Consider the following 26,841-nt stretch of genomic DNA (forward strand, 5'->3'; position numbering starts at 1 on the left):
GGGGTCCAGGGGGCAGCGCCCCCTGGGTCCACCCCCACCGCCTAGCGCGCACCCGTGCGCACGATGACGGCGAGCGCCGCGCTGGACAGGGCGACCTGGGACAGGACCTGGGTCAGGTCGCGCAGGATGCCCCAATTCTCATAGGGCGAGGGGTCCTGCGGCACGACCACGGTGCTGCCGGGCGGGATGGGCGGCCCGCCCATCTGCCAGGCGCCGAGCCCGGCCGGGCTGCTCTGCCCGTTGGGCAGGACGACGAAGGCGCGGCTGCCATCGGCGAAGCGCTGCTCGCCCCCGGCGGCGCGGACATAGTCATTGGCCCGCCAGCCGGTGGCGAATTGCAGGCTGCCGGGATTGAGCACCGAGCCGACCACGGTGACCTCGTTCGGCCGCTTCGGCATGGCGATCAGGTCGCCCGGTTCCAGCAGCACATCGAGGTCCGGCCGGCCGGCGAGGATGACCGGGTTGGCCTCCACCACCATCCGCCCGGCGGCGCGCGCCTGGCGGAGGGAATTGGCCAACTCCCGCCCCGCCTGGATGGCACCGCCGAGATCGGAGGAACCGCGCAGCCCCGCCACCGCCTGCCCGGCCGCCACCTGCATCAGCCCCTGCTCCAGCTCCCGCGCGCTGCGCTGGAAGCCGTCCTGCTGGCGTTCGCGCACGCTGTCGCGGGTGAAGACGGCGCCATAGGGATAGGCCTGGGGCGTCAGCCCGCCGGCTCGGGCGATGATCTCGGACAGCCGCTCGCCGCGCCGGATGTCGTAGATGCCGGGGCGGACGAATTCGCCAGCGAGCGTCACCGGCCCGATATCGCGGTCGCCGAAGCCGCGGGGCAGGCGGAGGGCATCGCGCGGCGAGAGGCGCACCGCGGCGAAATTGCGCGACCGCAGGTCGAGCAGCGTGCGGGTCAGCGGCAGGGCGCCGTTCTGCTCGGAGGGCTCGCGCGCCAGTTCGACCGAGGCGAGGTCGGCCGTATCAGTCGCCCCGCCCGCCGCGGCCAGCACCAGGTCGAGCCCGGTATCGTCGAGGATGGGATAGAGGCCGGGCAGCTTCACCTCCCCGGTCAGCAGCACGGTCTGATCGACCAGCGCCGGCAGCAGGGTCGGGTAGTCGAGGAAGAGCTGCGGGCAGGGCATGCGGCCGAAATCGGGGAAGCCGGCGCTGCGGGCATGGGCGAAGCGCCCGCGCGAGGCCTGGGCGGCGACGGTCAGCAGCACCAGCGCCGGGCAGTCGGCGGTATCGGCCGGCTGGGTCGCGGCCTGCGGCGGCGCGATCGGCGCGGCGCCAGCCACCGTCTGGCCGGGCATGCCGGCCGCAGCGGGCAGGCCGGGCGTGGCTGGGGGCGTCGGCTGGGCCGGCGCCTCGCCGCGCAGCGCCTGCTGCACGCTCGGGCTCGAGAGGAAGAGGATGTCGGGCAGGCCGAGCAGGATCACCTCATCGCCCTCGGCCAACGGCAGGTCGGCCCCGCCTTGCAGGACGCGAGCGAGGTCGAAGGGGATGAAGCGCCGCGCCCGGCTGCGCGGATCGGTGCGCCAGACCATGCCGAGCCGCGGATAGGGATCGGGCCGCACCAGCCGCGGATCGGCCAGCAGCCCGCGCAGCGTCTGGCCGCGGCCGCCGGAGGCGCGGACCAGCGGCGCCCCGACATGGCCGGCGAGGCGGATCTGCCCCGCCAGCACGTCGGAGCCCGGCTGGACCAGCAGCATGTCGCCCCGCCGCAGCGCGTCGCGCGGGCCGATCTCGCGCCAGCTCCGCCGCCCCTCGGCATCGGTGGTCTGCACCAGGAAGCGGTTGCCGCTCGGCCGCATCGGGTCGCCTGCCAGGCGCAGCAGGGTGGCGAGGGGCGCCTGCCCGGCCCCGGCCGGCAGCTCGTAGAGGCCGGGCCGCGTCACTTCGCCACCCACCGCGACGACGCTGCCGAGCGGCGGGACCAGGATGCGTTCGCCCTCGCGCAGGCGGAGATCGGGTGCGTCTCCCTCGCCGGCCAGGACCGGGTAGAGATCGACCGTGCGGCGGCCCTGCGGCCCCTCGATGCGGATGGCGCGGAGGCTGCCGGTGCGGCGGATGCCGCCCGCGGCCATGATCGCGTCCAGCACGCTCGCCATGGCCGTCAGCTGTTGCAGGCCGGGGCGCAGCACCTCGCCGCCGACGAAGATATTGGCCTGGCGGATCTGGCCGATCGAGAGGAAGACCTCCGACCCGCCGAGCTCCCGCGCCGCGCGGGTTTCGAGATCGGCGCGCAGGTCGCGCAGCATGCGCCCGGCGGCGGGGATCGGGGCGAGGTCGGGCAGCAGCAGCATGCCATCGCGGCCGATGCGGAGGCTGAGGGTCTGCCGCGCCCGGCCGCGGAAGGCCAGCACCACCTCATCGTCGCGGCCGATCAGGTAGTCGTCGGGCAGGGTGCCGAAACCGGGCGCCGGGGCGGGCGCGCCGGGTGGGCTGCGCAGGCTCTCGATGCCGAAGAGGCGAAGCGGCGGGGCGGGGCGGCCGGCGGGATCGGCGCGGCCGGTGAAGAAGGCCTCGGCCGGTGAGAGTGGCTCCTCCGGCAGAGGCGTCGGGGCCGGCATGGCGGCAGGCGGTGGGGCATAGGCCGGCGCCGGAAGCGGGGTGGCCGGGACCGGCACCCGCCCCGTCCCGGCATCGAGGATGCGCTGGAGGATATCCGCCTGCGCCCCCTGCGGCAGGCTCGGCAGCGGCAGCCCGCCCGGCAGCGCCCCCGGCAGGGCGGGCGGCGAGAGGAAGGGCCCGCCCGGCGCCGTCTGCGCCAGCCCCGCCACGGGCAGCAGCGCCAGCAGGGCACCCAGCAGGCGGCGCGGGGCGGATCGGCCAGGAACCGGCGTGGAAATGGGAAACACCCGCGAGTGGTCTTGATTTGTTGTTAAATCAAATCAGAATCGTTCTCGCAATGGAATATCTCAGGCAGTTGGCGCTGCGGGCCGATGCGGCCTGGCGGCTGGGGCCGCGGCCGGTGCTGCTGGCCACCTGGGACCGCTCCCTGCCGGCCCGTGCCCTGGCGTGCCGGGCGCTGGCCGATGCGCCGGTGCCGGGCGGCCCCTGGTGGCCGGATACGGCGCCGCCCCCGCCGCCGCTGCCCGCCGCTCACTGCGCCGAGTTGCTGGCCTGCGCCACCGCTCTCGGCCCCGCCGATTGGCATGGCCCCTTTCCGCCGACCGCGCCAGCCTTCGGGATGGATCTCTTCGGTCCCGGTGATATCCGCCCGGTCTGGGAACGCAATCGCTGGGCGGAGCTGCCGCTGCTAGCCCAGGCGGCACGGCTGGCCCCCGCCGCCGGCCATGGCGCCCGGGCGGCGGCGCTGCTGGCGGATTGGGCGGCGCGCAACTCGCCCTTCCGCGGCCCGAACTGGGCCTCGGGGCAGGAGGCGGCGTTGCGCGCCTTGCATGCCGCGCTGGCGCTCGGCCTGCTCGGGGCTCCGCCGCCCGCCGGGCTGCGGGCGCTGCTGGGGCTGCATGGCCGCCGCATCGCCGCGACGCCGGCCTATGCCATGGCGCAGGACAACAACCACGCGATCTCGGAACCTGCCGGGCTGCTCGCCTGCGGCCTGCTGCTGGGGGAGTCCGACTGGATCGCGCTGGGCGAGCGCCGGCTGGCGGCGGCGCGGCGCCGGCTGGTCGGCGCGGATGGCGGCTTCGCCCAGCTCTCGCCCGGCTATCACCGGCTACTGCTGGACGTGCTGGCGGTGACCGCCTGGCTGCGCCGCCGCCATGGTCTGCCGCCCTGGCCGGAGGACCCGGCGCCGGTGCTCTGGCTGCACCGCCTGACCGATCCCGCGACCGGCGCCACCCCGCGCATCGGCCACCAGGACGGCTCCGCCTTCGCCGACCTCGCCTTGGCCGGCCCCGCCGATGCCCGGCCGAGCCTGGAACGCGCCGCCCGGCTGCTCGCCGGCCGCTCCGCCGACCTCCCGGACGATTCCGGCTGCGCCTGGCTCGGCCTCGCCGCCGGGCCGGCGCTGCCCGCGGCGCCCGCGCGCTGGCAGGCCGGCGGCATCGCCGCCTGGCAGGAAGGCCCGGCCCGCGCCCTCCTGCGGATCGGCCCGCTGCGCTTCCGCCCGGCCCATGCCGACCTGCTGCATTGCGATCTCTGGGACGGGCCGCTGAACCTGCTACGGGATGGCGGGACCGGCGCCTATAATCCCTGGCACCGCGCCCTGGCCGCCACCGCCGCCCACAACACGGTGGAATTCGACGGCGCGGACCAGATGCCTGCCCTCTCCCGCTTCCTGCACGCCCGCTGGCCGCGCTGCGGCCCGCTGCCGGATGGCGGCTGGCTGCAGGACCATCGCGGCAACCGGCAGGAACGCCACATTGCCGTGGCGGGCCGGCGCTGGCGGATCCAGGACCGGCTCTCCGGCCCCTGGCGGGAGGCGGCGCTGCGCTGGCGCCTCGCCCCCGGCGAGTGGCGGCTGACAGCGGATGGCCTCGCCGGCCCCCTTGCCCGGTTCCGCCTCTCGGCCGATGCGCCCCTGGCGCTCAGCCTCGAAGCCGGCGAGGAAAGCCCCGCCTATGGCGAGGTGCGGCCCGCCCCGGTCGTGGTCGCCCGTCTCCGCGCCCCGGCCAGCCGGATCGAGACGCTCATCACGCTTCCGGACCGATAGCGGAGTGAAACGTATCCGTATCGTCCTGTAGCCTTCGCCCCATGCCGCTCGAGGAATTGCTGCAGGGGATCTGGGCACGACGCTGGCCGGTGGCGCTGGCGGCGGCACTCCTGCTCGGCTTCGGTGCGGCGCTGATCCTGGTCTGGCCGCGGTACTATGTCGCCCAGGCCATGGTCGCCCCGGCCGAGACCAGCGGCGTCGCCACCTCCACCCTGATGTCGCCGACGCCGCTGCTGCAGGGCGGGCTGCTGGACAACCGGCCGGGCGGCAATTTCGGCATCTATCTCGATGCCCTCCGCGCCCCCGAGGCGGCGGCCATGCTGGCGCGCGACACGGACCTCCTGGCGCATCTGACCGAGCTGCGCGGCGCCGGCCCGTTCGGCGCCCTGCGGCGCGCCTTCGGCTGGCGGATCGAGGCCGATCTCGACGATGCCGAGACCTGGCTGGAACGCCGCTTCGCCGCCACCCAGGGCATCGCCACCACCACCGTCACCCTGACGCTGGAACACCGCGGCCGCGCCGCCGCCCTCGACGCGCTGCGCCGCCTGCACGCCCTCGCCGAGGCCAAGGTCCGCGCCGACCTCACGGATCAGGCGCGGCAGCGCATTGCCGCCATCCAGGCGCGGCTCGCCGCCGAGCGCGACCTGTTCCAGCGCAACGCCCTGTTCGAGCTGCTGGCGGCGCAGCAGCGCATCGCCTTGGTCCTTGCGGCGGAGGAGGCGGTGGCGGCGCGGCTGGTCTCGGCGCCGATGGTCGAGATCCGGCCCTCGCTGCCCAACCGGCCGCTGCTGCTGGTGCTGCTGGCGGTGGCGGCGCCGCTTGCCGCCCTGCTCGGCGCCGCCTGCCTGGTGCTGCTGCGCGGACCGGTGCGAAGCTGGCAATACGAACTGCCGATCGGCCGCCAGGGCTATGGCGCGGCGGATTGAGGCCGGCACGCTGGCAGCCGGCACCGGCCTGCTCGCCGCCACGCTGCAATTCGCCGGGGCGCTGAAATCCCTGCCCGGGCTGGCTGCCCTTCCCTTCGACCTGACCCTGCTGGCGGCGCTGCTGCTGCTGCCCTCGCTGCTCCTGCTGCTGGCGTTGCGGCGCTGGCATCTGGGGCGCGGGCTCGCCCTGCCGCTCGCCGGGCTCGCCGGATTGCTGCCCTGGCTGGTGCTGGCCGGAAGCTGGAGCGCCTCCCGCACCGTGCTGGCGGAGAAGCTGCCGCAGGTGGTGCTGCTCGGCCCGGCCATGCTGGGGGCGGGGCTGCTGGTCGGGGCCGATCCGCCGACGCTCCGCCGCTTCGCCGCGGCGGTGGTGGCGATCGGGCTGCTGGTCGGTGCCGGCATCGCCTGGGGCCTGGCGACCGATCAGGTGGTGCTGGGGGGCGAGGTCGGCGCCGATCCGGGCCGGGTGCGGGTGCAGTATCAGATCGCCGGCCTCGCCATCGCCTGCGCCGGCGGGCTGGCGGCGCTGCGACTGACCGAAGCCCGGGGCAGTGCCCGGCTCGGCTGGACGGCGGCGCTGCTGGCGCTCGCCGCCGCCTCCCTCATCCCCGGCGGGCGGGCGGCGGCGCTGGGCCTCGGCCTTGGCATTGCGGCGGCGCCGGCGCTGCGCTTCGCGCTGCTGGGCCGGGCGGGCACGGCGCTGCTCTGGCTGGCCGGCGCGGCGGCGCTGGGCGGCGCGGCGCTGGCCCTGCTGCTCGCCCTGCCGGCGGAGATGGCGGCACTCCGCACCCTCGACCGCTTCTTCGGCGACCCGGCCGAGGCAGTGCCGGCGCGGGTGATCCTCTGGCGCGAGGCGCTGGACTGGGCCGGGCGGGCGGCGCCCTGGGGGCTCGGCACCGGCGGCTTTACGCTTGCCGCCGGCAGCGGCGACGACCGCAGCCTGCACCCGCATAACCATGCGCTGGAGATGCTGGCCGAGGCCGGACTGCCGGGCTTCGGGCTCTGGCTGCTGGCCTTCGGCGGCGGGGTGGCGCTGGCCCTGGCGCAGGCAAGGCGGGTGGCGCCGGGCCGGGCGGCGCGGATCGCGGCGCTGACCCTGCCGGTGGCGCTGACCGCGATGGTCTCCACCGATACCGGCAATCGCATGGCCTGGTTCGCCCTCGGCCTGCTGCTCTCCCTCGCGGTGGAGGCGCGGCCGCGGCATGTATGAGGCGGGCGGCAAGCGCCTGATGGACCTTGCCGGCGCCGCCTTGCTGCTGGTCCTGCTGGCGCCGTTGCTGCTGGGCGTGGCGCTGGCCGTCCGCCTCGCCCTCGGCCGGCCGGTGCTGTTCCGCCAGGTCCGGGCCGGGCGGGATGGCCGGCCCTTCACCCTGCTGAAATTCCGCAGCATGGCCGAAGGCCCGGGCGAGGATGCCGCGCGTCTCTCGCGCTTCGGACGGAAGCTCCGCGCCAGTGCCCTGGATGAGCTGCCGCAACTGCTGAACGTGCTGCGCGGGGAGATGAGCCTGGTCGGCCCGCGGCCGCTGCCGCCGGACTACACGCCGCTGTTCAGCCCTGGGCAGGCGGCGCGGCTGCGGGTCCGGCCGGGGCTCGCCGGGCTGGCCCAGGCGGCGGGGCGCAATGCCCTTCCCTGGGGACCGCGCCTCGCGCTCGATGCCGCCTATGCGGCACGCCCGAGCTTCCTCGGCGATCTGCGGCTGATCCTCCGCTGCGCCCTGCTGGCGCTGCGCGGCCAGGGCGCCACGGCGCCCGGCCACGCCACCATGCCGGCCTTCCGCGGCGAGGACTGACCGCCCTGCCCCTACCGGTCGTTGGCTCTGGCCGCGATCTGCCGCAGCGCCTGCAGCTCCACCTTGCCGAGGGCGGTGCGCGGCAGCGCCGTCACCGTCACCACCGCGCGCGGGTGCTTGAAGCGGGCCAGCCGTCCCTCGCAATAGGCCAGCATCGCGGCCGGGTCGAAGCCCGGCCCCGGCACCACCACCGCCACCGGCACCTCGCCCCAGCGCGGATCGGGCCGGCCGCAGACCGCGACCTCGCGCACGCCCGGCACCTCGCGCAGCACCCGCTCCACCTCCAGCGGTGCGATATTCTCGCCGCCCGAGATGATCAGGTGCTTGAGCCGGTCGGTGAACCAGAAGCGCCCCTCGGCATCGCGGTGCCCGACATCGCCGGTGGCGAACCAGCCATCGCGCCAGGCGGCCTCGCTCTCCTCCGCCCCGTTCCAGTAGCTGCGGGCAATGTGGTGGCCGCGCAGCTCGATCTCGCCCGCCTTGCCGGGCGGCAGCGGCCGGCCCCGCGCATCCACCACCCGGGCACTGCCATAGAGCGCCTGACGCCCGATCGATCCGGGATGGGCCAGCGCCTCCTCCCGGGTCTGGTAGATCGCGATCGGCCCGGTCTCGGTCGCGCCATAGACCTGCTGCACCGGGATGCCCCGCGCATGGAAGGCCTCGATCAGCGGCAGCGGCACTTCGGAGGAGCCGGCGCTGACTGCGCGCAGGCTGGACAGATCGGCGGTCGCCCAGGCGGGATGGGTGACCAGCGCCTGCATCACCGCCGGCACCATCACCGTCAGGGTCGGGCGGAAGCTGGCGCAGGCCGCGAAGAAGGCCTCCGGCTCGAAGCGGGGCAGCAGCATCACCTCGGCCCCGAAGAGCAGCGCCGGCAGGGTCTGGATATTGAGCCCGCCGACATGGAACATCGGCAGCATCGTCAGCACCCGGTCCGTGGGGCCGAGCCCATGCATGTGCTGGCTGTTGAGCGCGTTGGTGAACAGCATGCGGTGGTTGAGCGGCACGCCACGCGGCCGGCCGGTGGTGCCGCTGGTATAGACCAGCAGCAGCATGTCCTCGAGTTCGAGCTGGAGCCGGGACGGATCCTCCTTCCGCTCCGCCCAGGCCGCCGTCGCATCCCGCACCGGGCAGTCGGCGGGCGCGGCCTGGCGCGCCAGCGCCTCCATCTCCGGCATGGCGAACAGCAGGGCGGCGCCGGAATCCTCGAGAATCTCGTGCAGCTCCGGCGCCGCCAGGCGCCAGTTCAGCGGCAGGTGCAGGCAGCCGATCCCGGCGCAGGCCAGCAGCAGCACGATCTGGCTGGGATGGTTGGGGCCGAGGAAGGCGATGCAGTCGCCATGGTCAATGCCCTCCCTCTCCAGCATGGCCATCGCGGCGCGGACCTGCCGGCCGAGCGCGCCATAGGTGATGAGCTCCTCGCCGTGGCGCAGCGCCAGCTTGTCCGGGCTGTGCTCGGCATGGCGCTGAATCGTCCGGTAGATCAATCGGTCTCGCCTTTGTCGTAGAGCGCTTCCCGGCCGATGCGGTCGATGCAGAGTTCCGCCGTCCAGGGCAGCATCAGGGAACCGCAGCGCGCATCGCGGTAGATGCGCTCCAGCGGCAGGGATTTCAGCATCGCCTGGCCGCCGCAGGTGCGAACCGCCTTGGCGGCGATGGCGGCGGCATTCTCCATCACGCTGTGCTGCGCCGCCCAGGCGCGCAGCACCTGTTCCTTCGTCGGGTCGGGCCCCGCCTCGGTGATCGCCTGGAACCACAGCGCCTTGGTCTGCTCCAGCATGACGCGCATCTCGGCGACGGCGATCTGCTTGGTCGGATACATCCGGCGCTTCACCGGTGGCGTGCCGGGATATTCGCCGCGCAGATAGGCGATGGTGAAGTCATAGGCCGCCTGGGCGAGGCCCATATAAGTCGGGCTCAGGGTGAGGAACATGTGCGGCCAGCGGCTGGCCGCCTGGAAATAGAGGCCGGGCGGCATCAGCGCCGCATCCTCGCCGACGACGACATCGCGGAAGACGAGGTTGCGCGAGACGGTGCCGCGCATGCCGAGCGGATCCCACTCGCCCTCGACCGAGACGCCCGGCGCCTCGCGCGGCACCGCGAGATAGAGCGTGTCGCGCCGCGACAGCCGATCCTCCCCCTCGCGCGCCTCGGTGCAGAGGATGCCGTAGTAATCGGCATGTCCGGCGAGGCTGGCAAAGATCTTCCGGCCCGAGATGCGCCAGCCGCCAGGGACTCGCTGCGCCGTGGTGCCGAAGGCGGCGCCGCCCGCCGCCGCCGCCCCGCCCTCGGAGAAGGGCTGCGAGAAGACCGCGCCGTCGCGCAGGATGCGGTCGTAATGCAGCCGCCGCCGGCGGCGATGCTCCACCCGCACCGCCTCCGGCATGTCCAGATCCTCGGTCAGCGGCCCGCTCCAGAGGGTGGAGCAGACATGCATGTTCCAGGTCAGCGCTGTCGCGCCGCAATAGCGGCCGAGTTCCGCCGCGGTCAGGCAATAGGCCCGGAAGCCGGCGCCGAGCCCGCCTTCCGCCGCCGGGATGCCGATGCCGAGCAGGCCGTTCCCGTGCATGTCGCGGTAATTCTCGGTCGGGAAGGATGCCTCGCGGTCCCAGCGGGCGGCACGCGGGGCCAGCACGGCCTGGCCGAATTCCCGCGCCAGGGCCGTGAGCCGCGCTTCCTGCTCGGTCAGGCGGAAGGCCGCGGGGTCGAAGAGCGGCGAGTCCAACTCAGTCCTCCGCCACCCGGTCGAGGAAGCTGCACAGCATGGCGTTGAACTCCGTCGGCCGTTCGAGATGCGCGAGATGCCCCGCATAGGCGATGATCGCCATCCGCGCCCCGGGGATCGCGCCCGCCATCCCATGCATCACGGGGAAAGGCGCCAGCGCATCGGCCTCGCCCACCAGCACCAGGGTCGGCACCTCGACCCGGCCGAGATCGGCGCGGCGGTCGAAGGTGACGAGGGTGGCGAGCGCGGCGCGATAGCCACTCTCCGGCACCGCGGCCATGCTGGCGATGGCGGCCGGCGCCGCCTCGGGATCGGGGTCGTCGCCCAGCAGCCCCTCCACCACCTCCGGCGCCAGCGCCGCCATGCCCCGCCCGGCATCGAGCGGTGCGAGCCGCGCGGCGAGGAAGCGGTCGCGGAAGTCGGGGCCGCGGCCGCCGAAGGCCGGCGGGCTGGCATAGAGGACGAGGCTGCGTACCCGGTCGGGATAGGTGAGGGCGAATTCCAGCGCCACCATGCCGCCGATCGAATGGCCGACCAGGTCGGCGCGGTCGAGCTCCGCCGCATCCAGCATCCGCCCCAGCGCAGCGGCCAGCGCCGGGAAGCCCGGCTCCACCGGCGGCGAGGCGCCATAGCCCGGCATGTCCCAGGCCAGGACGCGGTAATCTTCCAGCGCCGGCAGGGTCGGGCCCCAGAGGCCGGAACCGCCGCCGATGCCGTGCAGCAGCACCAGGCCGCGCCGGCCCTCGCCGCTCTCGCGCCAAGTGGGAATGGCGTCGGTCATGGCAGCAGCTTTCCCTCATGGACCACCGGCTCGCCATCCAGGGTGATGGTGCAGCCGCGGACGGGGATGTCGAAATGCCCCTCGGTGAAGCGGCCGGCGAATTCATTGGCGCCGGTGGAGAACAGGAAATTGCCGGCGAAGGCGCGCAGCTCGGTGCCGTTGAAGTCGCGCCCGTCATACATCGCCAGCGCCTCGTAGCGGGCGCGGGGATTGAGGCCCCAGCCGACATGCGAGACGGCATAGGCGGCGCGGTCACCCCAGGCGTCCAGGTAGCGGCGCATCATTTCGGCATCGGCTCCTTCCCCTTCGATGGTGACGATATGGTCCTCCGCAAGGGTCAGCCGCACCGGCCGTTCGAGGTAGCGCTTGAAGGTCAGGTTCACGTCGCCCGCATCGAGCACCAGCCGGCCCTCGACGCTGCCGGCGCGTGGGAAGGAGACAACGACGCCGCCCGGCCAATGCGCGACGGTGCCGGGCCGGTCGGTCCAGCCCCAGACGCCGGCGGTGGCCGCGCCCTCCATCACCACATGCAGGTCGGTCCCGGCAGCGGAGGTCACATGCATCCGCCGCGCGGCGCGGGCCCGCTTCACCGCCGCCCGCACCGGCGCCTCGTCCTCCGGCCGGGGGACCAGCCGGGCCAGCGCCTCCGGATGCTCGTTCGAGACCATCATGACGCGGCTGCCGGCCTTCAGGATGGCGGGTAGTTCCGGCGCATGCAGCAGCCCCTCCAGCGTCAGGTCGAGGATGAGCGGCGCCGCGGCCAGCGCCGCCAGCACCGCCGGATGGCCGGCGATGGCGCGCGAGGCGCCGGTGGAGCGCACCGGCACCGGGGCGGTCGATGGCGGCGTCGGCAGGATGCAGCGGAAGGGCCGGCAGCCGAGGCGGAGCGCGGCCAGTTCGGCCAGGTCGATGTTCAGGGCGCGGGACTGGCTTTCGCCGAGCAGGCAGACCGGCAGGCCGGGCGCCGCTCCGCAGAGCCGCAATACCGTCTCGAAGGCATCGATCCAGGGCGCCTCGATCCGATCCATCAGCATGGTCCTCTCCGGCGGGTGATCCCGCTGTCCGATTCGTGTGACAATCTACCGGAGTTGAGATGCAGGAATATCGCGCAACCGAACGGATTTTTTGATATGATAGCGAATGTTTTCGCATCCCGTTGCGTGATCGTGATGAAACCGCGCCCTCCCCCCGAAGCTACCCGCTTCATTGATGATTATCTATTGTATTTGCTCGCGCGGGCGTCGCACCGCGTCGCCGAGGAATTCCACGCCCAGCTCCGCCGGCGCGGCGTTCCGGTGCCCGTCTGGCGGGTGCTCAGCGGCCTGCTCGGCAGCAGCAGCGAGACAGTCACCGGCCTGGCCGAGATCTGCCTGTTGCAGCAGCCGACCATGACCAAATTGCTCGACCGCATGGTGCGCGACGGGCTCGTCACCCGCACCCAGGATGCCCGGGACCGCCGCGTCGTCCGCGTCGCCCTCACCGAGCGGGGCCAGACCATGGCCGAGACCCTGGCCGAAGCCGCCCGCCAGCATGAGGCCGAGGTGCTGAGCCGTCACCCCGAGGCCGAGGCCGCCGCCATCAAGGGGCTGCTGCGCGCCATCCTGGACCGGCACGACCGGCCGCGGCGCGGCTGAGTGCGCCTGCCGCCGATGCCCCTGCTGTGGCGGATCGCCATGGCGCTGATCCTGCTGACCGTCCTGGTGCGGATCACCCTGCTTATTGCGCGGGGATCGTGAGCACCGCCCCCGGCTGCGCCCGCCCGCCTTCGGCCAGCACCTGCAGGATGAAGACGAAGGTGAAGCTGGTCTTCGAAGGGTAGTCGCTGCCCTCGATCCAGAACCAGCGGTCGCGATACTCCACCGCGGCGAAGGCATCGCCCGGCGCCCGCCTTCCCTGCCGCACCCGCATCAGCCGCTCGCCCAGGCCCAGATCCGTCGCCCGCGTTTCCCCGGCGCGGATATCCGCCTCCTCGACCTCGATCTGCGCGCCCATCTCATAGAGGATCTGCAGCACGGAGCGGGTGAGGATCGCCACCTGCCCGTGGCCGGCTGGGCCGCGGCCATAGATCACCTCCGCCTCCCGCACCCTCGGGGCGAGGCCGAGCAGGCGCCGTGCCTCGGCCAGGCCCGGGGCATCGCCTTCCAGCAGCAGGAAGACCCGGCCGCCACCGCCCTGCCGCTCGAAGCGGAGGCCGAGCCCGCCCGCCGCCTGGCTCCGCCGCAGCGCCGCCATCAGCGCCAGGAAGCCGCCCGAGGCCAGCTGCGCCTCCCCGCCACGGGTTGCGCCATTCGGCATGCCGTTCATCGATTGCACGCCGAGCCGGAACAGCAGGTCGATCGGTGCCCCGCTCTGCGCCAGGGAGAGCAGCTCCGCCGCCGCCATGGGGCGGAGATAGGATTGCGCGAATTGCTCGCCGGTCACCGGGGTGAAGGTGAAGGTCGGGCGCGTCGTATACTGCATGGTGCCGGAGACGGTGGCGTAGTTCCCGGGATTGGCGGTCGGATAAGCGTTCAGCCCGACCTGGCCGGTGGTCTGCAGCGTGTAGCCGGTGATGACCTGGCTGACCGACAGGAAGGTCGGCACATCCGCATAGCGCAGCCGCACCATGTTCAGCAGCATCTGCCGCTTCAGCCCGTCGCCGAGCGCCTGGGCATAGCCCACCTGGTCGGTATCGAGCTGCTGCGGCCCATTGCCGGTGCAGCCCACGAGCAGCAGGAGGACCAGCCAGGCGCGGCGGAGGGGGGCGAGGCGGGTCATCGGTGGGCGGCAAGGCAGCATCCGGGCGGGGCGGCGTCAACCGGCGCCATGGATGCTATGCTCGCCGGCAAAATCGGGGAGGACGCATCATGCATCTCGGAAAGCGGACGCTGCTCGGCCTGCTGGCCATGCCGGCCCTGGCGCGAGCTCAAGGGACCGGCACCTGGCCGGAACGGCCCCTGCGCTTCATCATCGGCGCCGCGGCGGGCGGCGTCTCCGACATCTTCCTCCGGCTGATGGAGAACCGGCTGCGCGAAAGGCTTGGCCAGCCGCTGGTGATCGATCCGCGGCCGGGCGCCGGCGGCATGCTGGGCGCCGAGGTCGCTGCCCGCAGCGCGCCCGATGGCTATACCTTCTTCGTCAACCACATCGCCTCGCACGGCATCGGGCCGACGCTGTACAAACGCCTGTCCTTCGATCCGCTGAAGGACCTGCCGGGCGTCTGCCGCCTGGCGCAGATGCCGAATGTGCTGATCGTGAAGGGCGACAGCCCGCATCGCGACCTTGCCTCGCTGCTCGCCTTCATGCGCGCCAATCCGGGGGCGGCGACCTTCGCCTCGGCCGGCACCGGCACGTCCTCGCATCTCTCGGGCGTGCTGTTCGGCCTGCGCACGGGGATCGAGACCACCCATGTCCCCTATCGCGGCACCGCGCCCAGCATGGCGGCGGTGATGAATGGCGAGGTGCTCTTCGCCATCGACAATGCGCCGGCGAGCCGGCAGCAGGTGCTGGGCGGGCTGCTGCGCGCGCTCGCCGTCTCCACCGCCGCGCGCGCCAGCACCATGCCGGACCTGCCGAGCTTGCAGGAAAGCGGCATCGCCGATTTCGACGTTGCCTCCTGGTACGGCATCGCCGCGCCGGCGGGCGTGCCGCGGCCGATCCTGGATCGCCTGGGCGGTGAGATCCTGGCGGCGCTGGCCGATCCCGGCATCGCCGCCCGCATCCGCGAATTCGGCGCCGAGCCGGCGCCGCTGCCGGCCGCCGCCTATGACGAATACATGCGCCAGCAGGTCGCCGCCTGGGCGCCGGTGGTGAAGGCCTCCGGGGCTTCGGTGGATTGAGCGGCAAGCCGGCCAATCTCGCGCTGATCACCCTGGCGCAGGTCCTCGCCCTCTCGCTCTGGTTCTCTGGCACCGTGGCGGGGCCGGGCATGGCGCGGGAGGCGGCGCTGCCGCCCGGCTTCCTCGCCTGGCTGACCGGCGGGGTGCAGGCCGGCTTCGTGCTGGGGACGCTGGTGAGCGCGGCGCTCGCCCTGCCGGACCGGCTGGACCCGCGCCGCCTGATCGCCGGGGCCTGCCTGCTGGGCGCGCTCGCCAATGCGGCGATCCTGCTGCTGCCGCCGGGCGATGCGTGGGTGATCGCGGCGCGGGGCGTGACGGGGCTGGCGCTGGCCTGCGTCTATCCGATCGGGATGAAACTCGCAGCGGGCTGGGCGGGCCTGCGCGACGCAGGATTGGTCGTCGGCCTGCTGGTCGGTGGGGTGACGCTCGGCTCCGCCTCGCCGCATCTCGCCAATGCGCTGGGCGGGTTCGATTGGCGGAGCGCGGTCGGCGCCGCCTCTCTCGCCGCGCTGCTGGCATCGGGCCTGATCCTGCTGGCGCGTCCCGGCCCGCGCCATGTGAAGGCGCCGCCCTTCCGCCCCGGCCTGGCGCTGGAGCTGTTCCGCCATCGCGGCACGCGGCTCGCGACGCTCGGCTATCTCGGCCATATGTGGGAGCTGTACGCGATGTGGGCCTGGATCGGCGCCTATCTCGCAGCGAGCTTCGCCGCGGCCGGCCGCCCCGGCGGCGCGGCGCTGGCCAGCTTCGCGGTGATGGCGGCGGGCGCCCTGGGCTGCGTCGCCGGCGGCTGGCTGGCGGACCGCATCGGCCGGGCGCAGCTGACCATCGGCGCCATGGCGATCAGCGGCGCCTGCTGCCTGCTGGCCGGCCCCGCCTTCGGCGCCGCGCCGGCCCTGGTGCTGGCGCTCGGCCTGGTCTGGGGGCTCACTGTCGTCGCGGACTCAGCCCAGTTCTCCGCCGCCGTGGCCGAAGCCGCGCCGCCCGGCCTCGCCGGCACCATGCTGACGGTGCAGACCTGCCTCGGCTTCGCGCTGACCCTGCCGGCGATCCACCTGATGCCGCTGGCGCAGGCCTCGCTTGGCTGGGGCGGGGCCTTCGCGCTGCTGGCGCCGGGCCCGGCGCTGGGCTGCCTGGCGATGGCGCGGCTGGTCAGGCAGCCCGCCTGATCATCTCCGCCGCCTTCTCCGCCGTCATCAGCACCGCCGGATGGATGTTCGAGGAGGGCACCAGCGGAAAGACCGAGGCATCCACCACGCGCAGGCCTTGCACCCCACGCACCCGCAGATCGGGATCGACCACGCTGCGGTCATCCGATCCCATGCGGTTGGTGCCGCAGGGGTGGTACACCGTGGTGCCGGCAGCGCGGATGTAGTCGAGCATCGCCTCGTCGCCCTCGGTCGCGGGACCGGGCGATTCCTCCTCGAGGATCAGCCCGGCGAAGGGCTGGGTCGCGGAGATGCGCCGCGCCAGCTTCGCTGCCTCCTGCATCACATGCACGTCGGATGGCGCGGTCAGGTAGCGCGCCTCGATCCGCGGCTTGTCCTCGACGCGCGGCGAACGCAGCGCGAGCTCGCCCCGGCTGTCCGGCCGGCACTGGCAGAAATTGAAGGTGAAGCCCGGGTATTTCGACAGCGCCGCGGCCGAGGCCGCCTGGTTGCTGAGGCTGTAATTGACGTATTGGAACTGCACCTCCGGCTCCTCCGAGCCCGGCAGGACGCGGGCGAAGAGGCTTGCCTCCGAGGCGCCGATCGCCATCTGCCCGCGGCGGCGGATCGCCCAGTCGAGGCCGAGCTGCGCCGTCTTCAGCGGGTTCGCCATGAACTCGTTCAGCGTCCCGCAGGGCCTGGTGCGGAAGGCGAAGCGGATCATGAAGTGGTCCTGCAGGTTTTTGCCCACCTCCGGCGCATGCACCCGCGTCTCGATCCCGAGCGCCTGCAAGGCGGCGCCGTCGCCGATGCCGGAGAGCATCAGCATCTTCGGGCTCTCGATGGCACCGGCCGAGAGGATCACCTCGCGCTTGGCGCGATGGATGCGCTCCACCCCGTCAGGCCCGCGCACCGCGACGCCGACGGCGCGGTTGCCCTCCAGGATGATGCGCTGGCCGACCTGCTCGGTATGCACCTTGAGGTTCGGTCGGCCGAGCGCCGGGCGCAGATAGGCGACGGCCGGGCTCCAGCGCCGGCCGCGATGGACATTGAGCTGGTTCGGGGCGACGCCCTCGTACCAGGCGCCGTTGTTGTCGACATTGCGCGGGAAGCCGAGCGATTCGCAGGCGGCGACGAAGGCGCGGCAGCCGGGCGAGGGATCGGGCACCTCGCCGACCCGCACCGGGCCTTCCTTGCCGCGATACTCGCTGTCGGGTCCGGCGAAGGTCTCGAGCTTGCGGAAATAGGGCAGGCAGTCCTCATGCGACCAGCCGCGCGCGCCGGACTGCGCCCAGCGGTCATAGTCGCGCGGCGAACCGCGCAGGAAGACCAGCCCATTCACGCTGCCCGAGCCGCCGATGACGCGGCCACGCGGCCAGTAGACGCTGCGACCCTTCAGCTCCGCCTCGGCCTCGGTCTGGTAGTTCCAGTCGAATTTGCGGGTGACGTAGAGCCGGGCGAAGCCCATCGGGATATGGATCCAGGGGTTGCGGTCCCAGGGCCCGGCTTCCAGCAGCACCACCTTCACCGCCGGGTCCTCCGACAGCCGCGCCGCCAGCACGCAGCCGGCCGAGCCGCCGCCGAGGATCACGTAATCCGCCGCTTCATCCATGCCGCATTTCCCCCAATCCTTGCCGCCATGAGGCCATGCGGGAACGGGGGCGGCAAGCCGGCACGGCGCTTGCCTGCGATCCGGCCGAGCATCCAGGATTCCTGCCGATGAAGCGCCGCCCCCTGCTGCTGGCCGCCAGCAGCCTCGCCCTGCCCCGCCTCGGCCGCGCCCAGCCCGCCTGGCCGAGCCGGCCCGTCACCATCCTCGTGCCCTATGTCGCCGGCGGCCCCTCCGACACGCTGGCCCGCGCCACCGCCGCCGCCCTGCAACCCGCCATCGGCCAGCCCGTGGTGGTCGAGAACCGCCCGGGCGCCAATGGCGCCGTCGCCGCCGGCCTCACCGCCCGGGCCGCGCCGGATGGGCATACGCTGTTCATCGCGGCGAGCGGCATCCTGACCATCAACCCCCATCTGATGCCGAACCTGCCCTATGACCCGATGCGCGACTTCGCGCCGCTGACCATCGCGATCAGCGCGCCAAACCTGCTGGTCGCCAACCCGCGCTTCCCGCCGCACGACCTGCCGGGTCTGGTCGCCTGGCTGCGGGCCAATCCCAACCGGGCGAGCTATGGCACCAGCGGCATCGGCTCCTCCGAGCATCTGACGATGGAGCTCTTTGCCCAGCGCACCGGCACGCGGCTGACGCATGTGCCCTATGGCGGCGGCGCGGCGGCGGTGACCGACCTCATCGCCGGCACGACCGAGCTGTCCTTCCTCAATGTCTCGACCGTCGCCCCGCATGTGCAGTCCGGCGCGCTGCGGGCGCTGGCGGTCAGCAGCCTGGCGCGGCACCCTCTCTTCCCCGATGTGCCGACCGTCGATGAGAGCGGCGTGCCCGGCTTCGAGGGCGGGAGCTGGCACAGCTTCGTCGCCCCGCGCGCGACGCCGGAGCCCCTGCTGGAGGCGCTCCATGCCGCCCTCGTCGCCGCGCTGCGCCAGCCGGAGACCGAGGCGCGCCTCACCCGCATCGGCTTCAGCGTGACGGCGACCAGCCGCGCCGCCTTCGCCGCGCGGATGGAGCGTGAATACGGCGAATGGCGCGAGGTGATCCGCACCGCCGGCATCGCCCCCGGGTAATCTGCCAAGGCCTCCGCAATTCCGCCACGCTGGCGGAATAGAGGGCGGCCATGCCGCTCCGCCGCCTTGCCTTCGCCCTGCTCGGCCTCGCCTGCACTGGCCTGTTGCTCTGGCTCGCCGCGCGGGTGATGGCGCCGGGCGGCTGGACGGTGTGGGAGGTGCTGGCCTTCCTCTGCTTCGCCGGTACCGCGCCCTGGACCGCGCTCTGCGCCGCCAATGCGGTGGTCGGGTTGCTGATCCTGTTGCGGGCGCCAGACCCGCCTTCCGCGGTGCTGCCGGCCCTCACCCGCATCCGGCCCGGCGCCGGCCGGCTGCACACCGCCATCGCCGTCTGCATCCGCAACGAGGCGATGGATCAGGTCCTCCCGCCCCTCGCCCGGCTGCTGGATGGGCTGGCCGAGGCCGGCGCGGCCGGGCGCTTCACCCTCTGGTTCCTCTCCGATACCCAGGACCCGGTGCTGGCCGCAGCCGAGGAGGCCGCCATCGCCGGCTTCCGCGCCCGCTATCCCGCGGCCCGCTACCGCCGCCGCGCCGGCAATGCCGGCTTCAAGGCCGGCAATGTCATGGACTTCCTCGACCACCATGCCGGCGGCGCGGAGCTGATGCTCTGCCTCGACGCCGATAGCGAGATGACGGCGCCGGCCGTGCTGCGCCTGGTGGCCTGCATGGAGGCCGATCCGCGCATCGCCATCCTGCAGCAGCTCATTGTCGGGAGGCCGGCCGATGCCGCCTTCCCGCGGCTGTTCCAATTCGGCATGCGCGCCGGGATGCGCGCCTGGGCCACCGGCCAGGCCTGGTGGCAGGGGCCCGAGGGGCCCTATTGGGGCCATAACGCCGCGATCCGCATCGAGCCCTTCCGCCGCCATTGCCGGCTGGAGGCGTTGCCCGATGGCAGCCCCATCCTGAGCCACGACCAAGTGGAGGCGGTCCGCCTGCACGCGGCCGGCTGGAAGGTCTGCTGCCTGCCGGTGGAGGAGGGCAGCCTCGAGGGCAATCCGCCGGCCCTGCCTGAATTCATGGCGCGCGACCTGCGCTGGGCGGCCGGGAACATGCAGTATTTCGCCCTGCTGCGCCTGCCGGGGATGACCTGGATGGGGCGCTGGCAGCTGGCCCAGGCGATCCTGCTCTTCCTCGGCGCACCGCTCTGGACCGGCCTCCTGGTCTTCGCCGCGCTGAATGCGGCGACGGGCGGGGCGGCGGAGACGCCGGCCAGCGCGCTGCTGGCGCTGATGGCCACGACCTGGGCGATGCTTCATGCGCCGAAGCTCTGCGGCTATGCCGAGCTGCTCCTGCGTCCGGCCCGTGCCGCGGGTTATGGCGGGCGGCGGGCCTTCCTGCGCGGCGCGGCGGCGGAGATCGCCTTCACCACCCTGCTCGACCCGGTCAGCATCCTGAACAAGGCGATGTTCCTGGCGCGGCTGCCCTTCGGCGCGCGGCAGGGCTGGGCGCCGCAGAACCGCAGCGCGCGCGGCATTGCCTGGGCGGATGCGGCGCGGCTGCTCTGGCCGCATACGCTCTTCGGCCTCGCGGTCTTCGGCCTGCTGGCGGTGGCGGCGCCGGGGGCCCTGGCCTGGGCCCTGCCCCCGGCGGGCGGGTTGCTGCTCGCCATCCCCTTCTGCGTGGCGACGGCCGCGCCGCGCCTCTCGGCCAGCCTCCGCCGCCGTGGCTTGGCGGCGACGCCCGAGGAACTGGCGATGGCCGGGGCCGCGCCCTAGATTGGGATGAGGAGGGCCACGGCATGAGCGAGGCCGGACTGCTGCACCACCCCTGGATTCCCCGCTTCAAGCTGGATGTCCACGACTTCCACCGCATGGGCGAGGCCGGCATCCTCGGCCCCGAGGACCGGGTCGAGCTGATCGACGGAGAGTTGGTGGAGATGACGCCGATCGGGGCAGCGCATGCCGGGGCGACGCTCGGCCTCAACCGCCGGCTCTCCCTGGCGCTCGGCGAGCGGGCCTTCGTCGCCGTGCAGAACCCGGTCCGGCTGGGCGAGGGATCCGAGCCGCAGCCGGACATCACCGTCCTCCGCCCGCGCGCCGATGACTACCGCAGCGAACACCCCACCCCGGCCGATATCCTGCTACTGATCGAGGTCGCCGATAGCAGCCTCCGCCTCGACCGCCAAGTGAAGCTGCCGCTCTATGCCCGGCACGGCATCCCGGAAGTCTGGATCGTCGATCTCGCCGGCGGCGCGGTCGAGCTCTGCCGCGCCCCCGGCCCCGGCGGCTATGCCCGCGTCACCCGCGCCGGCCGCGGCGAGACCATCGGGCCGGAAGCCTTGCCCGGGATCGCCTTGCAGGTCTCCGACATCCTGGGCTGACCCGCTCGCGCCAAGCTGATCCGGAACGACGCGCTTCCGAAACCGCCTGGGCGCGTTACGGCCCTCATGAATCAGGCACAGATCGGACGTCGCGGCCTTGGGCTGCTGACGGTGGCAGGGCTGGCGGGATGCGCCTCGATTCCGGTCCTGCCGGACGGGCCCGCCGATCCGATGGAACGCCAGTCCCTGCTGGCGGAGGCGCTGGATGGCGCGCCGCTGCATGCGGGCAACCGGGTCGAGGTGCTGGACAACGGCCCCGCCATGTTCGAGGCCGCCTTCCGCGCCATCGCCACGGCGCGGGACCATGTGAACCTGGAATTCTACATCCTCCAGGACATCCGCATCCCCGGCACCGACGGCCCCTCGCTGTTCGAGCTGCTGCTGATGAAGCTCGCCCAGGGCGTCGCCGTCACCATCATCCATGACGGCTACGGCTCCTCCGGGACCGATTTCGGCCCGTTGCGCCAGGCCGGCGCCCGGACGCTGGAATTCCACCCGCTCGACCCGACCGCGGCGAAGCGCGGCTGGCAGCCGAATGACCGCGACCATCGCAAGCTGCTGGTGGTCGATGGCCGCATCGGCATCATCGGCGGGATCAATCTCGACCGCGTCTACCAGAATCCCTGCGGCACCGGCGCACCGGCGACCGACCCGGACACCGCCTGCTGGCACGACACCTCCATCCGCATCGAGGGGCCGGCGGTCGGGTCCCTGCAACGCCTCTTCTTCGAGACCTGGACCAAGGAACACGGCGACCCGCTGCCGCCGCGCAACTGGTTCCCCCGGCTGACGGAGGCGGGCCCGGCGCGCATCCGCATCCTGGGCAGCGCGCCGGGCGAGCGGAAGCCGCGCTACTACGTCACGCTGGTCACGGCGCTGGAGGCGGCGCGGGAGAGGATCTGGCTCTGCACCGGCTATTTCGTGCCGACCTGGCAGCAACGCCTGGTGCTGCGCGCCGCCGCGCGACGCGGCGTCCAGGTGCGGCTGCTGCTGCCGAGCGTCAGCGACAGCCAGGAGGCGCTGAACGCCCAGCACGCCGCCTATGACGACATGCTGGAGGCCGGGGTGCAGATCCATGAGGTCACCGACGGCGTGCTGCACGGCAAGGTCGCGGTGGTGGATGGCGTCTGGTCGGCGGTCGGCTCCTCCAATTTCGACCGGCGCAGCGTCGCCTGGAACAACGAGGCGGATGCGATCGTGCTCGGCCGCGACACCGCGGCGGCGCTGGAGCGCATCCTGGCGCGGGAATTCGCCCGCGCCCGCCCGGTGACGCTCGCGGAGTGGGAACGCCGCGGCCTCGGCGCCCGCATCCGCGAGCAATCCTCGCGGCTGATACTGGACCTGCTGTAGGGCTCAGCTCCGCGCCAGCCCCAGCTCCCGCAGCAGCGTCCCGGAGGTCTCGGCGAATTGCCCGACGAAGCCGGGGAAGGCCTCCGGCCCGTCCCAGACCGGGACGATGCCGCGGCCCTGCATCATCTCCCGCACCTCCGGCCGGGCATGCGCCCGTTCGGCGGCCGCCAGCAGCGCCGCCCGCACCGGCGCCGGGATGCCACGCGGCGCGACCAGCGAGAACCAATTGGCATAGACCCAGTCGAGCCCGCTCTCCTTCAGCGTCGGCACATCGGGCAGGGTCGTCATCCGCTGCTCGCCCATCACGGCTAGCACGCGCACCCGCCCGGCCGCGGCGAGCGACTGCGCTTCGACCGGGGAGCCGGTGAAGACGCCGATGCCGCCCGCCACCAGATCCTGCAAGGCGGGGGCGCCGCCATTGCTCGGGATCCAGCGGATGCGGTCCGCCTCCAGCCCCAGCTTCCGCGCCATGCCCGCCGCGGCCAGGTGCCAGGACCCGCCCGCGCCGACGCCGGAGCCGGTGACGGCGCCCTTGCGACCTTCCTTCAGCGCCGCCGCGAAGCCCGCGAAGTCGCGCCAGGGCCCCTCCGCCCGCACCGTGACGCCGGCCGGGATGGTGGCAAGGCGCGAAAGCAGGTCGAGATTTTCCGGCCCAAAATCCGCGAGGCCGAGGGTGCGGAAATTGGCGAATTCCGAGGTGCCGGTGCCGATGGTGTAGCCATCCGGCGCCGCATTGGCGATCGCCGCATGGCCGGTGACGCCACTGCCGCCGGTGCGGTTCACCACATTGACCGGCTGGTTCAGCTCCCGCTCCAGCCCCTGGACGAAGATGCGGGTCACGGTATCGGCGCCGCCGCCGGCGGCCCAGGGCACGATGAAGGTGACCGGCCGCGCCGGCCAGGCTTGCGCCCGGGCCAAGCCCGGCGCGGCAAGCAGCGGCAGCGCCGCCAGATGGCGTCTCGTGAGCATGGACCTTCTCCCCTTTCTCAGCCGGGCCATTCGGCCTTCGGCATCACCTGCATCGCCGTGAAATCCGGCTCCTCCCGCGCGCCGAGCCCCGGCACGTCGAGTGAGCCGAGCTCCAGCTGCCCATCGCGGATGCGCAGGCGCGGCCCGCGCGGCGTATCGGCATAGAGATCCGGATGCGCCTCCATGAAGCGCACCGCCTCCGTCTTCGGGCGGCCGTTGAAGCCGTCGATGAAATGGTGCCCGTTGCGCTCGACATGGCCAAGGCCGAGCAGCGCCACCAGCGCCAGATCCTGCTGCACCGAGAGGCCGGCGAGGGTCGTCAGATCCTCCCCGGTCATGAAATAGCTGGGGCCCCATTGCCGGCAGCGGGCGAAGTTGATCAGCGAGCGCCAGACGCCCTTGCAGGCCTTGGAGGAGACGCCGGCATAGCCGAGCCCGCGCGCCTGGACGAAGGCATCGAGCGCGCCGTCGCTCTCATCGATGATGACGGGCCGCGCCGCGGCCAGCGCCGCCATCCCCGTCTCCAGCGCCCGCGCCCGCTTCACCGGCTGTTCGATATAGGCGACGCCGGCGCAAAGCTGCCGCAGCCGCGGCTCTCCCTCCATCGCCCGCCAGAGTTCGGCGGCACCCTCGGCATCGGCATATTGCTCATTGCCGTCGAGCGAGACCCGGTAGCCTGGCCGCCGGTCCAGCACCGCGGCGATGCGGCAGAGCCGGTCGAGATCGGCCGCAGCATCCCCGCCGACCTTCAGCTTCCACCAGCGATGGCCATAGGTCGCGGCCACCTCCTCCAGCGTTTCCGGCAGGCCGTCGCCGACGCGCCGGTCCTGGTCGGCGGCGTTGATGGGATCGACGAGGCCGACCGTATGCCGCGCCTCGATCCGCCGCGCCGGGGCGAGCCCCGCCAGCATCGCGCCGAAATCGAAGCCGGCGAGGTCCGGCGCCACCGCATGCGGGGCCATGCCGCCAATATTCGCGCGCATGCCGGCGAAGAAGGAAGTGCCGTGCAGCTTCAGCAGCGCGTCCAACGCGGCGCGGTCGACCAGGGAGCGGCCGTAGCTGGCGACCAGCGGGTTCAGCCCCTCGCGGCCACAGGCATCGACATGGGCCGCATAGGTGTCGGCGAAATGGCCGAAGGCGGTGGCGTCGCCGACGGCCAGCGAGGCGTCGCCCGCGAGTTCCAGGGCGCGGCGGAGCTGGTGCTCGTTCTGCGCGTCGCTGAGCGCGGGGTCCTTGTCGAACCATTTGGCGGCGAGGGATTCGGCGGCGACGCCCCAGCCCTCGCGGCCGGACTGGTCGCGGATGCGGGCGCGGACGACCGCCTGCCGCCCCTCGGTCACGGTGATGACGCCGAAGCGGAAGGGCAGGCGCAGGCGGAAGGGCCATTCGCGCCGTTCGATCCCGAGGATGCGGAAGCGGGGGCCGATCATGCCAGTCCTTCCAGCACGCCTTGGAGATAGCCGGCGGCGAAGGCGGCGGCGCCGGGTCCGTCCGGCAGGTAGTCGAAGGGCTCGACGCCGCACCAGCCGGCATAGCCTTGCCGGCGCAGTACGGCGAGGATCGGTGCGAAGCGGTCCCTCCCCTGCCCCGGTGCGCGGCGGTTGCGGTCGTTCAGGTGGATATGGGCGAGGAGGCCGGTCGGCAGCCAGCGTTCCAGCAGGGCATCGGCGGGCTCGACCTCGCCATTCCCGGCGGCCGAGACGTCGAGCATGGTGCGGAGCGCCGGGTTGCCGATGCGCTCGACGATGGCGGCCGCCTCGGCGACGGTCGTCGCCCAGTTGGCCTCGCGCGCTGCCAACGGCTCCAGGCAGTAGGTCAGGTTGGCGGCGGTGGCCCAGGCGGCGATGCGGGCCATGGCGTCCTCGGCCCGGGCCGCGTCGCCCTCGGCCTCGACCCGGCGTTGCGCCGGGGAGCCGTGCACGAGATAGGCGCAGCCGAGATCGGCGGCGAGGGCGATCAGCCGCTCGATGACGTCGAGGGTGCGGGCCCGGGTCGCCGGGTCGGCGGTGGTGATGGAGAGGCCCGCGGGCGCCACCAGCAGCCAGTGCAGCCCGCTGAGGGCGATGCCGGCCTCGGCTGCCGCGCGGCGCAGCTCCGCGCGGCGCGGGGCCGACAGGAGGTGCGGTGCCTCGGCGTCCAGGGTGAAGGGGGCCACTTCCAGCCCGGCATAGCCGAGCGCCGCCGCCCGCGCGCATTGCGCGGCGAAAGGCAGCTCGCGCAGGACCTCGTTGCACAGGGCCAATCGCATGCCGGACATCTCCACCCGGGCGGGATGCTATCACCCTCGCCCCGGGGCGCCAGCATTGACCGACGGCCGCCCGGGCGCGAGGCTTCCGCCAACCACAGAGGGAATGGTCCATGCGCCAGATGCATCTCGTCGGCTTCCTGCAGGCGCAGAACTGCACCAACCTCGCCTCGTCCTGGCGGCATCCGGAGAGCCGGACGGATTTCCTCCGCGCCGACTACTACCAGGAGATCGGGCGCATTCTGGAGGCAGGGAAATTCGACCTCGCCTTCTTCGACGACCGGCTCTCCATGCCGGATCGCTATGGCTCCGACCACCATCACACGATCGAGCACGGCATCCGCTGCGTGAAACTCGACCCGGTGGTGGTGCTGACGATGATGGCGGCGGCGACGCGACGCCTTGGCCTCGGCTCTACCGCATCGACCACCTATTTCGAGCCCTATCACGTCGCCCGCGCCTTCCAGACGCTCGACCTGATGAGCGATGGCCGCGCGGCCTGGAATATCGTCACCTCGTTGAATGACGGCGAGGCGGCGAATATGGGCCATGCGGAGATGATGGCGCATGATGCGCGCTACGACCGTGCGGACGAGTTCGTCGAGGTCGTGCTCGGGCATTGGGATGCCTGGGAGGACGATGCGCTGATCGTCGACAAGGCGAGCGGCCGCTTCGGCGACGGCAACAAGGTGCACCGGCTGGATTACCGGGGGAAGTTCCTGCAGTCCCGTGGGCCCTTCACCGTACCGCGTTCGCCGCAGGGCCGGCCGGTGATGATCCAGGCGGGCAGCAGCGGGCGCGGCAAGAAATTCTCAGCGCGCTGGGCGGAACTGGTCTTCGTCGCCTATCACGACATCGCCTCCGGCAAGCGCGACTACGATGCGTTCAAGGCGATGGTTGCGGCCACGGGGCGCGATCCCTCCTCGGTGAAGGTGGCGACGCTCTGCAACCCGATCTGCGCCGCGACGCGGGCCGAGGCGGAGGACCGTGCGGCGCTGATCGAGAAGCTGCCGCTCGAGATCGACGCGCTTTCGCTGCTCTCCGAGGCGCTCAACTTTGACTTCGCCAGCAAGGGCATGGACGAGCCCTTCACCGATGAGGAGATGGCCGGCATCCAGGGCCTGCAGGCGATCCGCGATCGCGTGGTGGAGGCGACGGGGAAGAAGAACCCGACGGTGCGCGACTTCATCACCGGCAGCGGGCGCGGCCGGCCGAAGATGGACATGGTCGGCGGGCCGAAGGAGGTGGCGGACAAGCTGGAGGCCTGGTTCGCGGGCGGTGCCTGCGACGGTTTCGTCATCTCGGCGACGCACGTTCCCGGCACCTATGCCGAGTTCGTGCAATTCGTCGTCCCGGAGTTGCAACGCCGCGGCTTGTTCCGCAAAGACTATTCCGGCCCGACGCTGCGCGACCATCTCGGTCTGGAGCGCGCGGCGCATGGCGACTGGAAAATGGCGCAGGCGGCGGAGTAG

At 72.9% G+C, this 26,841-nt stretch carries 22 protein-coding genes; 12 read left to right on the forward strand and 10 right to left on the reverse strand.

What is annotated here, in order from left to right; genetic code table 11:
• Window positions 1–41 precede the first annotated feature (41 nt).
• Window positions 42–2,852 (reverse strand): SLBB domain-containing protein, encoded by a 2,811-nt coding sequence (locus tag JMJ55_RS08840; protein WP_328702595.1) that lies wholly within the window; start codon window positions 2,850–2,852, stop codon window positions 42–44.
• A 50-nt stretch (window positions 2,853–2,902) separates the two neighbouring features.
• Here JMJ55_RS08840 and JMJ55_RS08845 point away from each other — a divergent pair, with 50 nt between their 5' ends.
• The 4 genes from JMJ55_RS08845 to JMJ55_RS08860 are packed head-to-tail and all read left to right on the forward strand — an operon-like array spanning window position 2,903 to window position 7,328.
• A complete protein-coding gene (locus JMJ55_RS08845; RefSeq protein ID WP_202825166.1) occupies window positions 2,903–4,612 on the forward strand; it encodes a heparinase II/III family protein in 1,710 nt (569 codons plus the stop codon).
• Window positions 4,613–4,653: 41 nt separating this feature from the next.
• Window positions 4,654–5,538, forward strand: coding sequence for a hypothetical protein (locus JMJ55_RS08850; protein WP_202825167.1), 885 nt, complete (start codon window positions 4,654–4,656; stop codon window positions 5,536–5,538).
• Window positions 5,522–6,748: an O-antigen ligase family protein gene (locus JMJ55_RS08855; RefSeq protein ID WP_202825168.1), complete on the forward strand. Its 1,227-nt coding sequence runs from the start codon at window positions 5,522–5,524 to the stop codon at window positions 6,746–6,748. Before JMJ55_RS08850 ends, JMJ55_RS08855 begins: the two co-directional genes overlap by 17 nt.
• Complete coding sequence (locus JMJ55_RS08860; RefSeq protein ID WP_202825169.1) at window positions 6,741–7,328, forward strand: sugar transferase; 588 nt, start codon at window positions 6,741–6,743, stop codon at window positions 7,326–7,328. Before JMJ55_RS08855 ends, JMJ55_RS08860 begins: the two co-directional genes overlap by 8 nt.
• 11 nt (window positions 7,329–7,339) lie before the next feature.
• Here JMJ55_RS08860 and JMJ55_RS08865 read toward each other — a convergent pair whose 3' ends face one another.
• Genes JMJ55_RS08865 through JMJ55_RS08880 form a run of 4 tightly spaced genes read right to left on the reverse strand, consistent with a single transcriptional unit; the run spans window position 7,340 to window position 11,868 of the window.
• Entirely contained in the window at window positions 7,340–8,815 is a 1,476-nt protein-coding gene (locus tag JMJ55_RS08865; RefSeq protein ID WP_202825170.1) for a class I adenylate-forming enzyme family protein, read from the reverse strand.
• Entirely contained in the window at window positions 8,812–10,053 is a 1,242-nt protein-coding gene (locus JMJ55_RS08870; RefSeq protein ID WP_202825171.1) for an acyl-CoA dehydrogenase family protein, read from the reverse strand. The genes JMJ55_RS08865 and JMJ55_RS08870 overlap by 4 nt, the downstream gene beginning before the upstream one ends.
• Before the next feature lies 1 nt (window position 10,054).
• Entirely contained in the window at window positions 10,055–10,834 is a 780-nt protein-coding gene (locus tag JMJ55_RS08875) for an alpha/beta fold hydrolase (RefSeq protein WP_202825172.1), read from the reverse strand.
• Window positions 10,831–11,868 carry a M29 family metallopeptidase gene (locus tag JMJ55_RS08880; RefSeq protein WP_202825173.1) on the reverse strand — a complete coding sequence of 346 codons (1,038 nt, stop codon included), beginning with the start codon at window positions 11,866–11,868 and terminating at the stop codon, window positions 10,831–10,833. Before JMJ55_RS08880 ends, JMJ55_RS08875 begins: the two co-directional genes overlap by 4 nt.
• Before the next feature lie 186 nt (window positions 11,869–12,054).
• On the opposite strand from JMJ55_RS08880, the gene JMJ55_RS08885 reads away from it, so the two are divergent.
• Entirely contained in the window at window positions 12,055–12,468 is a 414-nt protein-coding gene (locus JMJ55_RS08885; protein WP_202825174.1) for a MarR family winged helix-turn-helix transcriptional regulator, read from the forward strand.
• A gap of 82 nt (window positions 12,469–12,550) precedes the next feature.
• Here the strand turns inward: JMJ55_RS08885 and JMJ55_RS08890 are convergent, their stop codons facing one another.
• The gene (locus JMJ55_RS08890) at window positions 12,551–13,591 is read right to left on the reverse strand and encodes a hypothetical protein (protein WP_202825175.1); all 1,041 of its coding nucleotides are present in this window, start codon (window positions 13,589–13,591) and stop codon (window positions 12,551–12,553) included.
• An 89-nt stretch (window positions 13,592–13,680) separates the two neighbouring features.
• On the opposite strand from JMJ55_RS08890, the gene JMJ55_RS08895 reads away from it, so the two are divergent.
• A complete protein-coding gene (locus tag JMJ55_RS08895) occupies window positions 13,681–14,652 on the forward strand; it encodes a Bug family tripartite tricarboxylate transporter substrate binding protein (protein ID WP_202825176.1) in 972 nt (323 codons plus the stop codon).
• Window positions 14,649–15,818, forward strand: a complete 1,170-nt coding sequence (locus JMJ55_RS08900) for an MFS transporter (protein ID WP_202825177.1) — start codon at window positions 14,649–14,651, stop codon at window positions 15,816–15,818. The genes JMJ55_RS08895 and JMJ55_RS08900 overlap by 4 nt, the downstream gene beginning before the upstream one ends.
• Here the strand turns inward: JMJ55_RS08900 and JMJ55_RS08905 are convergent.
• On the reverse strand, window positions 15,802–17,409 hold the full coding sequence (locus tag JMJ55_RS08905; protein WP_202825178.1) for a GMC family oxidoreductase: 1,608 nt from the start codon (window positions 17,407–17,409) through the stop codon (window positions 15,802–15,804). The genes JMJ55_RS08900 and JMJ55_RS08905 overlap by 17 nt on opposite strands.
• A 107-nt stretch (window positions 17,410–17,516) precedes the next feature.
• Between JMJ55_RS08905 and JMJ55_RS08910 the strand changes: the two genes are divergently transcribed.
• From JMJ55_RS08910 to JMJ55_RS08925, 4 genes are all read left to right on the forward strand, one after another.
• Window positions 17,517–18,485 carry a Bug family tripartite tricarboxylate transporter substrate binding protein gene (locus JMJ55_RS08910; RefSeq protein WP_202825179.1) on the forward strand — a complete coding sequence of 323 codons (969 nt, stop codon included), beginning with the start codon at window positions 17,517–17,519 and terminating at the stop codon, window positions 18,483–18,485.
• A 50-nt stretch (window positions 18,486–18,535) separates the two neighbouring features.
• Window positions 18,536–20,200 (forward strand): glucans biosynthesis glucosyltransferase MdoH, encoded by a 1,665-nt coding sequence (mdoH, locus tag JMJ55_RS08915; RefSeq protein ID WP_202825180.1) that lies wholly within the window; start codon window positions 18,536–18,538, stop codon window positions 20,198–20,200.
• A gap of 23 nt (window positions 20,201–20,223) precedes the next feature.
• Window positions 20,224–20,805, forward strand: coding sequence for a Uma2 family endonuclease (locus JMJ55_RS08920; protein WP_202825181.1), 582 nt, complete (start codon window positions 20,224–20,226; stop codon window positions 20,803–20,805).
• Window positions 20,806–20,871: 66 nt separating this feature from the next.
• A complete protein-coding gene (locus JMJ55_RS08925; protein ID WP_202825182.1) occupies window positions 20,872–22,155 on the forward strand; it encodes a phospholipase D-like domain-containing protein in 1,284 nt (427 codons plus the stop codon).
• A gap of 3 nt (window positions 22,156–22,158) precedes the next feature.
• Here the strand turns inward: JMJ55_RS08925 and JMJ55_RS08930 are convergent, their stop codons facing one another.
• Genes JMJ55_RS08930 through JMJ55_RS08940 form a run of 3 tightly spaced genes read right to left on the reverse strand, consistent with a single transcriptional unit; the run spans window position 22,159 to window position 25,372 of the window.
• Complete coding sequence (locus tag JMJ55_RS08930) at window positions 22,159–23,124, reverse strand: Bug family tripartite tricarboxylate transporter substrate binding protein (protein ID WP_202825183.1); 966 nt, start codon at window positions 23,122–23,124, stop codon at window positions 22,159–22,161.
• Window positions 23,125–23,141: 17 nt separating this feature from the next.
• A complete protein-coding gene (locus JMJ55_RS08935; RefSeq protein ID WP_202825184.1) occupies window positions 23,142–24,554 on the reverse strand; it encodes an enolase C-terminal domain-like protein in 1,413 nt (470 codons plus the stop codon).
• Complete coding sequence (locus JMJ55_RS08940) at window positions 24,551–25,372, reverse strand: sugar phosphate isomerase/epimerase family protein (protein WP_202825185.1); 822 nt, start codon at window positions 25,370–25,372, stop codon at window positions 24,551–24,553. Before JMJ55_RS08940 ends, JMJ55_RS08935 begins: the two co-directional genes overlap by 4 nt.
• Window positions 25,373–25,482: 110 nt before the next feature.
• On the opposite strand from JMJ55_RS08940, the gene JMJ55_RS08945 reads away from it, so the two are divergent.
• Window positions 25,483–26,841 carry an LLM class flavin-dependent oxidoreductase gene (locus JMJ55_RS08945; RefSeq protein ID WP_202825186.1) on the forward strand — a complete coding sequence of 453 codons (1,359 nt, stop codon included), beginning with the start codon at window positions 25,483–25,485 and terminating at the stop codon, window positions 26,839–26,841.

It is taken from the genome of Belnapia mucosa, from assembly GCF_016775475.1.
Classification (GTDB): domain Bacteria; phylum Pseudomonadota; class Alphaproteobacteria; order Acetobacterales; family Acetobacteraceae; genus Belnapia; species Belnapia mucosa.

Bases quoted from the DNA above. Each gene is read 5' to 3' on its own strand.
- JMJ55_RS08845 (WP_202825166.1), top strand. From the start codon at position 2,903: ATGGAATATCTCAGGCAGTTGGCGCTGCGGGCCGATGCGGCCTGGCGG.
- JMJ55_RS08850 (WP_202825167.1), top strand. From the start codon at position 4,654: ATGCCGCTCGAGGAATTGCTGCAGGGGATCTGGGCACGACGCTGGCCG.
- JMJ55_RS08855 (WP_202825168.1), top strand. From the start codon at position 5,522: ATGGCGCGGCGGATTGAGGCCGGCACGCTGGCAGCCGGCACCGGCCTG.
- JMJ55_RS08860 (WP_202825169.1), top strand. From the start codon at position 6,741: ATGTATGAGGCGGGCGGCAAGCGCCTGATGGACCTTGCCGGCGCCGCC.
- JMJ55_RS08875 (WP_202825172.1), bottom strand. From the start codon at position 10,834: ATGACCGACGCCATTCCCACTTGGCGCGAGAGCGGCGAGGGCCGGCGC.
- JMJ55_RS08880 (WP_202825173.1), bottom strand. From the start codon at position 11,868: ATGCTGATGGATCGGATCGAGGCGCCCTGGATCGATGCCTTCGAGACG.
- JMJ55_RS08890 (WP_202825175.1), bottom strand. From the start codon at position 13,591: ATGACCCGCCTCGCCCCCCTCCGCCGCGCCTGGCTGGTCCTCCTGCTG.
- JMJ55_RS08895 (WP_202825176.1), top strand. From the start codon at position 13,681: ATGCATCTCGGAAAGCGGACGCTGCTCGGCCTGCTGGCCATGCCGGCC.
- JMJ55_RS08905 (WP_202825178.1), bottom strand. From the start codon at position 17,409: ATGGATGAAGCGGCGGATTACGTGATCCTCGGCGGCGGCTCGGCCGGC.
- JMJ55_RS08910 (WP_202825179.1), top strand. From the start codon at position 17,517: ATGAAGCGCCGCCCCCTGCTGCTGGCCGCCAGCAGCCTCGCCCTGCCC.
- mdoH (WP_202825180.1), top strand. From the start codon at position 18,536: ATGCCGCTCCGCCGCCTTGCCTTCGCCCTGCTCGGCCTCGCCTGCACT.
- JMJ55_RS08920 (WP_202825181.1), top strand. From the start codon at position 20,224: ATGAGCGAGGCCGGACTGCTGCACCACCCCTGGATTCCCCGCTTCAAG.
- JMJ55_RS08925 (WP_202825182.1), top strand. From the start codon at position 20,872: ATGAATCAGGCACAGATCGGACGTCGCGGCCTTGGGCTGCTGACGGTG.
- JMJ55_RS08930 (WP_202825183.1), bottom strand. From the start codon at position 23,124: ATGCTCACGAGACGCCATCTGGCGGCGCTGCCGCTGCTTGCCGCGCCG.
- JMJ55_RS08935 (WP_202825184.1), bottom strand. From the start codon at position 24,554: ATGATCGGCCCCCGCTTCCGCATCCTCGGGATCGAACGGCGCGAATGG.
- JMJ55_RS08940 (WP_202825185.1), bottom strand. From the start codon at position 25,372: ATGCGATTGGCCCTGTGCAACGAGGTCCTGCGCGAGCTGCCTTTCGCC.
- JMJ55_RS08945 (WP_202825186.1), top strand. From the start codon at position 25,483: ATGCGCCAGATGCATCTCGTCGGCTTCCTGCAGGCGCAGAACTGCACC.